Raw genomic sequence first — 7,352 nt, 5'->3', positions numbered from 1 at the left:
CAGCGTGGTCTTGCCATGGTCGACGTGACCGATCGTGCCGACGTTCACGTGCGGCTTCTTGCGCTCGAACTTACCTTTTGCCATTTTTCGACTCCGAAAAAAACTGCGATTTCCGCAAACGCTCGGGACGCCAGACCTCGCCCCGAAAAATTGGTGCCCTTTGCGGGAATCGGACCCGCGACCTCTCCCTTACCAAGGGAGTGCTCTACCACTGAGCCAAAAGGGCAAAAATCTCTTTCTACTACCAGGACCTCGATGGAGCGGGAGACGGGAATCGAACCCGCGTCATCAGCTTGGAAGGCTGGGGTTCTACCATTGAACTACTCCCGCGCTCACGGCCCACACAAAGGCCCCATTGCCTCCTACAGGCCCCACGAAATCCTCAAATTCTTCGCTGGTGGAGAGGGCTGGATTCGAACCAGCGTACTCGTAAGAGGGCAGATTTACAGTCTGCTGCCATTAACCACTCGGCCACCTCTCCGGCGAACCTCGGAATATAGCATGGTCCGAGGTATACGTCGACAACCTCGAGCACTTTTCGCGTGCTTGCGCCCACGGTGCTTGAAGCTTGAGACGCCAGGCGCCTCAAAAAAATTCGACCGCGAGAGCATAACCGCAACCGAGGCTCGGGTTTACCCTGTTACGAAAACTTATTTGACCCGGGTGCTATACCGAGCCGGCGCCATGGTTGTCGTTGCGCCAGGCCCGGGCCTGGCCGAAGTGGCCGCAGCCGATGAAGGGGATCGGCGGCCGCAGGGCCGACAAGGGCGACGGGTGGTTGGCCAGCAGGATCTTGTGCCTTGCAGCATCGATCAGGCTGCGCTTGCTCTGGGCGTGAGAACCCCACAGCATGAACATGACCGGCTGCTCGCTCTGCGCCACATGGCGGATCACGGCGTCGGTCAGCACTTCCCAGCCACGCCCCGCATGGCTGGCCGGCTGGCCCTCCTCCACAGTCAGGCAGGTATTGAGCAGCAGTACGCCACGCGTCGCCCACTTCACCAGGCTGCCGCCGGGACTCGGGAACGCCGGCGGCGGCACGCCCAGGTCACGCTGGATCTCCTTGAAGATATTGCGCAGCGAAGGCGGCAGGGCAACGCCCGGCGCCACCGAGAAAGCCAGTCCCTCGGCCTGGCCGCGGCCGTGGTAGGGGTCCTGCCCCAGGATCACGATGCGCACCGATTCCGGCGGCGTGAGTTCCAGCGCGCGCAAGGGCTGCGGCGGAAAGATCACCGCACCCGCATCCAGGCGCTGCTGCAGGAAGGCCAGCAGGCGCTGCCCCACACTGCTGGCGAAGAACTCGTCGACCAGCGGCCGCCAGCCCGGCGCCACCGGCCAGCGCGCCGGATCGGCGCTGATGAGCTGAGTTTCGGCCGCACTCATCGAAACAGATCGGCCAGTGCCTCGCCCGGCTCCGCGGCGCGCATGAAGGCCTCGCCCACCAGGAAGGCATGCACGCCGGCGGCGCGCAGCCTGGCCACCTCATCACGCGTGGCGATGCCCGACTCCGTGACCAGCAGGCGCTCCGGCGGGACCTGCGGCAGCAGCGACAAGGTGGTGTCGACGGAAACCTCGAAGGTGCGCAGATTGCGGTTGTTCACCCCGATCAGCGGCGTCTTGAGCTTCAGGGCGCGCGCCAGCTCCGGCTCGTCGTGCACCTCCACCAGCACCGCCATGTCCAGGCCGTGCGCCATGGCCTCGAAATCGCGCATCTGCGCGTCGTCCAGGCAGGCAGCGATGAGGAGGATCGCGTCGGCGCCCATCGCCCGCGCCTCGTAGACCTGGTAGGGGTCGACCATGAAGTCCTTGCGCAGCACCGGCAAGTCGCACGAAGCCCGCGCCTGCTTCAGGTAGTCCACGCTGCCTTGGAAGAACTGCTTGTCCGTCAGCACCGACAGGCAAGCCGCACTCACCTTGCCGTCGCCCTCGGCATAGCTTTGCGCGATGTCGGCCGGGATGAAGTCCTCGCGCAGCACGCCCTTGCTCGGGCTGGACTTCTTCACCTCGGCGATCACCGCGGCCTGGCCGGCAGCGATCTTCATGCGCAGGGCGCCCTCGAAGTCGCGCGTCAGCACGCGACTCTCGGCGTCGAAACGGATGGCTTCGAGCGAGATGCGCTTCTTCGCTGCCGCCACTTCCTCGTGCTTGACAGCCACGATCTTGTTCAGGATGTCCGACATGCTTCAAGCCTCCCTGGCCGCGGCGGCCGCATGGGTGAACGCAACCAGCTGCGCCAGCTTGGCTTTGGCCGTGCCCGCATCGATGGCGGCGCGCGCGCGGTCGATGCCGTCCGCGATCGAATCGACCACATTGGCCGCGTACAGCGCAGCGCCCGCGTTGAGCAGCACGATGTCGCGTGCCGGTCCCATCTCGCCGTCCAGCACGGCCATCAGCATGGCCTTGGATTGCTCGGGCGTTTCCACGCGCAGCGAGCGATTGCTCGACATGGCAAAGCCGAAATCTTCGGGGTGCAGTTCGTACTCCCGGATCTCGCCGTTGCGCAGTTCGCCGATCATGGTGGCGGCGCCCAGCGAGATCTCGTCCATGCCGTCGCGGCCGTAGACGATCAGCGCATGCTCGGCGCCCAGGCGCTGCAGCGCGCGCACCTGGATGCCCACCAGGTCCGGGTGGAACACGCCCATCAGGATGTTCGGCGCCCCGGCCGGGTTGGTGAGCGGCCCCAGGATGTTGAAGATCGTCTTGATGCCCAATTCCTTGCGCACCGGCGCCACGTTCTTCATGGCCGGATGATGGTTCGGCGCGAACATGAAGCCGATGCCCACCTGCTCGATGCTGGCGGAAATCTGCTCGGGCAGCAGGTTGATGTTGACGCCCAGCGACTCCAGCACGTCGGCACTGCCCGACTTGCTGCTGACGCTGCGCCCGCCATGCTTGCTCACCTTGGCGCCCGCAGCAGCGGCCACGAACATGGAGCAGGTCGAGATGTTGAAGGTGTGCGAGCCGTCGCCGCCGGTGCCGACGATATCGACCAGGTTCGTCGTATCGGCCACCGGCACCTTGGTCGCCACCTCGCGCATCACCTGCGCGGCGGCGGTGATCTCGCCAATGGTCTCCTTCTTGACGCGCAGGCCGGTGATGAGCGCCGCCATCATCACGGGCGAGCATTCGCCGCTCATGATGAGGCGCACGATGTGCAGCATCTCGTCATGGAACACCTCGCGGTGCTCGATGGTGCGCTGCAGTGCTTCCTGAGGGGTGATGGGCATGAGGTCCTCCACGAGTGTCTGTCTATATCAGTGCTGGGGCCGGGCCAGCGCCGGAGCGTCCGCCAGGGCCAGCTGGATGCCGAAGGCGATGAAGATGGCGCCGGCCACGCGCTCGAGCCAGCGCATGCCGCGCGAGACGAAGCCGACGCGGCGGGCCATCCAGGCCGCCGCATGGGCCCAGCCGAAATTGACCCACAGGGCGTTGAAGTTGAAAAGCAGGCCCAGACCCAGGAAAGCCAGGGACGGATGCGGCGCATCGTGCGCGATGAACTGAGGCACGAAGGCGAGGAAGAACAGCGCGACCTTGGGATTGAGCGTGTTGGTCAGAAAGCCTCGGCGAAACACCGTCCACAGCGCGACCGGCGGCGTCGACGCGGCGACATCGGGCAGGGCCGGCGCCTTCGAGCGCGACAGCAGCATCGAGGCGCCCACGTAGACCAGGTAGGCCGCGCCCACCCACTTGAGCACCGTGAAGGCCGTGGCCGAGGCCGCCACCAGGGCGCTCACGCCGACCGCCGCCGCCACGATGTGCACGCAGCAGCCCGCCGTGATGCCCAGCGCGGCCACCATGCCGGCGCGTGCGCCGCTGCGCAGCGCATGGCTGACGATGTAGAAGACGTCCGGCCCCGGCGTCAGATTGAGCAGGAAACCGGCGGCGATGAAGGTCAACAGCGCGGGCGTGTCGGGCATGGCTTCGCTCCTCTATTGATCAGGCGCGAAAGAACTGGCGGATCGCCCCGATGGCGCGATCCACCCCGGCCGCGTCCACGTCCAGGTGGGTCACGAAGCGCAGCCGATACAGGCCCGTGGCGAGGATGTTCTGTTCCTTCAAGTGCGCCAGCAGCTCGGCCATGCGCGGCCTGGCTGCGGCGCTCATGTCGACGAACACGATATTGCTGTGCGGCGGCTCCACCGCCAAGCCGTCGATACCTTCCAGCCCTTGCGCCAAGCGGCGTGCCAGCGCGTGGTCATCGGCCAGCCGCTCGACATGGTGATCGAGCGCATGCGAGGCCGCGGCCGCCAGCAGCCCGGCCTGGCGCATGCCGCCGCCGGCCATCTTGCGGATGCGGTGCGCCCGCGCAAGAAGCTCGCGCGAGCCGCACAGGGCCGAGCCGATCGGCGCGCCCAGGCCCTTGCTGAAGCACACCGAGACGCTGTCGAAGCATTGGGCGATGCGCCGCGCCTCGTCGCGCACGGCGGCGCCGGTCTTCCCGGACTGCGCGACGGCCGCGTTGAACAGGCGCGCGCCGTCCAGGTGGCGCTGCAGGCCCTTGTCCTTGGCCAGCTGCGTGGCCGCCTGCACAAATTCAAAAGGCAGCAGCTTGCCGCCCAGCGTGTTTTCCAGCGCCAGCACGCGGGTGCGCGCGAAGTGCGCGTCGTCCGGCTTGATCGCGCCTTCGATGTCAGCCAAGGCAAAGCTGCCATCGGCCTGGTGCTCCAGCGGCTGCGGCTGCACGCTGCCCAGCACCGCGGCGCCGCCGCCTTCCCATCGGTAGCAATGGGCCTGCTGGCCGACGATGTATTCGTCGCCGCGCTGGCAGTGCGAGAGGATGGCGCACAGGTTGCTCTGCGTGCCCGTCGGCACGAACAGCGCTGCCTCGAAGCCCAGCAGGGCCGCAATCTTTTCCTGCAGCGCGTTGACGCTGGGATCGGTGCCGAACACGTCGTCGCCCAACGGCGCCGCCATCATGGCGACCCGCATCGCGGCCGTGGGTTGCGTCACCGTGTCGCTGCGCAAATCGACCGCGTGGGGGCTGGCCATGTCAGTTCTCCAGGAAGTTCTTGAACATGGCGTGGCCATGCTCGGTGAGGATGGATTCGGGATGGAACTGCACGCCCTCGATGCGCACCTCGTGCGCGAATGCGGTGTGGCGCACGCCCATGATCTCGCCGTCGTCGGTCCAGGCCGTGATGGCCAGGTCCTTCGGGCAACTGGCGCGGTCGATGGCCAGCGAGTGGTAGCGGTTGACGGTGAAGCGCTCCGGCAGGCCGGCGAACACGCCTTCGCGGGTGGTCGTGATCTCGCTGGTCTTGCCGTGCATCAGTTGCTGCGCGCGAATGATCTTGCCGCCAAAGGCCGCGCCGATGGACTGGTGGCCCAGGCACACGCCCAGGATCGGCAACTTCCCGGCAAAGGCCTCGATTGCCGCCACCGAGACGCCCGCCTCGGCCGGCGAGCAAGGTCCGGGTGAAACCATCAGCCGGGTCACGCCACTGGCAATGCGCTCGGCGATGCCCTCGACGGTGATCTCGTCGTTGCGAAACACCTCGACATCCGCCCCCAACTCGCCCAGATACTGGACGATGTTGTAGGTGAACGAGTCATAGTTGTCGATCATCAAAAGCTTGTTCATTCCAGGCCCTCCTCCACCAGCTCGGCCGCTCGCAGCAGCGCCCGCGCCTTGGCCTCGGTTTCCTTCCATTCCAGCTCGGGCACCGAGTCGGCCACCACGCCGGCCGCCGCCTGCACGTGCAGCACCTGGTCCTTCACGATGCCGGTGCGAATGGCAATGGCCACGTCCATGTCGCCGGCATAGCTGATGTAGCCGCAGGCGCCGCCGTAGAGGCCGCGCTTGGTGGGCTCCAGCTGGTCGATCAGCTCCATGGCATGCACTTTGGGTGCGCCGGTCAGGGTGCCGGCCGGGAAGGTGGCCTTGAGCACGTCGATCGCGGTCATGCCGTCCTTCAGGGTGCCCTCGACGTTGCTCACGATGTGCATCACGTGGCTGTAGCGCTCCACCGCGAAGGCCTCGGTCACCTTCACGGTGCCGGTCTTGGCGATGCGGCCGATGTCGTTGCGCGCCAGGTCGATCAGCATCACGTGTTCGGCGCGCTCCTTCGGGTCGTTCACCAGTTCGTGCTCGGCCGCCTTGTCCAGTTCGGGCGAGGCACCGCGCGGCCGGGTGCCGGCCAGCGGCCGGATGGTGATCTGCTGCTCGCCCTCGCCGGTGTGCTCCTGGCGCACCAGGATCTCGGGCGAGGCGCCCACCACATGGAAATCGCCCAGGTTGTAGTAGTACATGTAGGGCGAGGGGTTGAGCGATCGCAACGCGCGGTACAGCGACAGCGGCGACTCGGTGTAGCGCTTGCTGATGCGCTGGCCCACCTGCACCTGCATGAAGTCGCCGGCGGCGATCAGCTCCTTGGCGCGCTCCACCGCGGCCAGGTAGTCGGCCTTGGCAAAGCTGCGCTGCGCCGGATGCGCCTGCGAGGGCTTCACCGTCGGCGCACTCACCGAGTACTTGAGCTGCTCGCGCAGGGAGCGCAGCCGGCGCTTGGCCTTGGCATAGGCCTCGGGCTGGGCCGGGTCCGCATAGACGATCAGGTAGAGCTTGCCCGACAGGTTGTCGATGACGGCCAGTTCCTCGCACTGCAAGAGCAGGATGTCGGGGCAGCCCAGCGCGTCGGGCGGACAGGTCTTTTCGAGCTTCTTCTCGATGTAGCGCACCGTGTCGTAGCCGAAGTAGCCGGCCAGGCCGCCGCAAAAGCGCGGCAGGCCGGGGCGCAGCGCCACCTTGAAGCGCTGCTGGTAGGCGGCGACGAAATCGAGCGGGTTGCCCTTTGCGCTTTCCACCACCTTGCCATCGGTCACGACTTCGGTGAGCGCATCGTCGCCGAAGCCGCTGGCGCGCAGCAGGGTGCGGGCCGGCAGGCCAATGAAGCTGTAGCGGCCGAAGCGCTCGCCGCCCACCACCGACTCCAGCAGGAAGCTGTACTTGCCGCCGTCCTGCGAGTTGGCCAGCTTGAGGTAAAGGGACAGCGGTGTTTCGAGGTCGGCAAAGGCCTCGGCCATCAGCGGGATGCGGTTGTAGCCCTGCGCGCTGAGGCTCTTGAATTCCAGTTCGGTGATCACGGGGATGGGGTCTCCATGGGCCGCTCGACGCCAATGTGGCCGAGGGGCGGGTCATTCACGAGAGGTTGGCCGGTGTCTTGAGCAGAACGACAGGGCCACGGGCGCGCGGCAACGATGCCGCGCAGGTCAAACAGGCAGCGACTTTGGCGTACGCCAGGGCCAGGCTCCCCGGCCTTGACCTGTCTGGATGACGTGATGAATGAACATGGAAGGCAGAGTTTATACGAGTGCCGCAACGCGTACAAATTGATACATTGAGCCTCAGCTCGTTT

The 7,352-nt window shown here is 66.4% G+C and carries 8 protein-coding genes and 3 tRNA genes; all 11 read right to left on the bottom strand.

Features of this window, described 5'->3' with window-relative positions:
* Nucleotides 1-84: GTP-binding protein (locus ACIPRI_RS08875; protein ID WP_446621078.1), on the bottom strand; the 84-nt coding region annotated here is incomplete at its 3' end.
* A gap of 67 nt (nt 85-151) precedes the next feature.
* Nucleotides 152-226, bottom strand: a tRNA-Thr gene (locus tag ACIPRI_RS08870).
* A 30-nt stretch (nt 227-256) separates the two neighbouring features.
* Nucleotides 257-330, bottom strand: a tRNA-Gly gene (locus ACIPRI_RS08865).
* Nucleotides 331-395: 65 nt separating this feature from the next.
* Nucleotides 396-481: transfer RNA gene (locus tag ACIPRI_RS08860), tRNA-Tyr, on the bottom strand.
* A 185-nt stretch (nt 482-666) separates the two neighbouring features.
* Nucleotides 667-1,383, bottom strand: a complete 717-nt coding sequence (locus ACIPRI_RS08855) for a uracil-DNA glycosylase (RefSeq protein ID WP_446621051.1) — start codon at nt 1,381-1,383, stop codon at nt 667-669.
* On the bottom strand, nt 1,380-2,180 hold the full coding sequence (gene trpC / locus ACIPRI_RS08850; protein WP_446621050.1) for an indole-3-glycerol phosphate synthase TrpC: 801 nt from the start codon (nt 2,178-2,180) through the stop codon (nt 1,380-1,382). Before trpC ends, ACIPRI_RS08855 begins: the two co-directional genes overlap by 4 nt.
* A 3-nt stretch (nt 2,181-2,183) precedes the next feature.
* Complete coding sequence (trpD, locus tag ACIPRI_RS08845; protein WP_446621049.1) at nt 2,184-3,227, bottom strand: anthranilate phosphoribosyltransferase; 1,044 nt, start codon at nt 3,225-3,227, stop codon at nt 2,184-2,186.
* Nucleotides 3,228-3,254: 27 nt separating this feature from the next.
* Nucleotides 3,255-3,917: a LysE family translocator gene (locus ACIPRI_RS08840; protein WP_446621048.1), complete on the bottom strand. Its 663-nt coding sequence runs from the start codon at nt 3,915-3,917 to the stop codon at nt 3,255-3,257.
* Between the two features lie 19 nt (nt 3,918-3,936).
* Nucleotides 3,937-4,989 carry a low-specificity L-threonine aldolase gene (gene ltaE / locus ACIPRI_RS08835; protein ID WP_446621047.1) on the bottom strand — a complete coding sequence of 351 codons (1,053 nt, stop codon included), beginning with the start codon at nt 4,987-4,989 and terminating at the stop codon, nt 3,937-3,939.
* Between the two features lies 1 nt (nt 4,990).
* Nucleotides 4,991-5,581 (bottom strand): anthranilate synthase component II, encoded by a 591-nt coding sequence (locus ACIPRI_RS08830; RefSeq protein WP_446621046.1) that lies wholly within the window; start codon nt 5,579-5,581, stop codon nt 4,991-4,993.
* Nucleotides 5,578-7,080, bottom strand: coding sequence for an anthranilate synthase component I (gene trpE, locus ACIPRI_RS08825; RefSeq protein WP_446621045.1), 1,503 nt, complete (start codon nt 7,078-7,080; stop codon nt 5,578-5,580). Before trpE ends, ACIPRI_RS08830 begins: the two co-directional genes overlap by 4 nt.
* Between the last annotated feature and the right edge of the window lie 272 nt (nt 7,081-7,352).

Source organism: Variovorax sp. LARHSF232 (assembly GCF_052871435.1).
This window is presented reverse-complemented; position numbering and strand designations above follow the sequence as displayed.

What these genes read in the sequence shown, in the direction of transcription:
- ACIPRI_RS08855 (WP_446621051.1), bottom strand. Translation starts at nt 1,383, where the DNA reads ATGAGTGCGGCCGAAACTCAGCTCATCAGCGCCGATCCGGCGCGCTGG.
- trpC (WP_446621050.1), bottom strand. Translation starts at nt 2,180, where the DNA reads ATGTCGGACATCCTGAACAAGATCGTGGCTGTCAAGCACGAGGAAGTG.
- trpD (WP_446621049.1), bottom strand. Translation starts at nt 3,227, where the DNA reads ATGCCCATCACCCCTCAGGAAGCACTGCAGCGCACCATCGAGCACCGC.
- ACIPRI_RS08840 (WP_446621048.1), bottom strand. Translation starts at nt 3,917, where the DNA reads ATGCCCGACACGCCCGCGCTGTTGACCTTCATCGCCGCCGGTTTCCTG.
- ltaE (WP_446621047.1), bottom strand. Translation starts at nt 4,989, where the DNA reads ATGGCCAGCCCCCACGCGGTCGATTTGCGCAGCGACACGGTGACGCAA.
- ACIPRI_RS08830 (WP_446621046.1), bottom strand. Translation starts at nt 5,581, where the DNA reads ATGAACAAGCTTTTGATGATCGACAACTATGACTCGTTCACCTACAAC.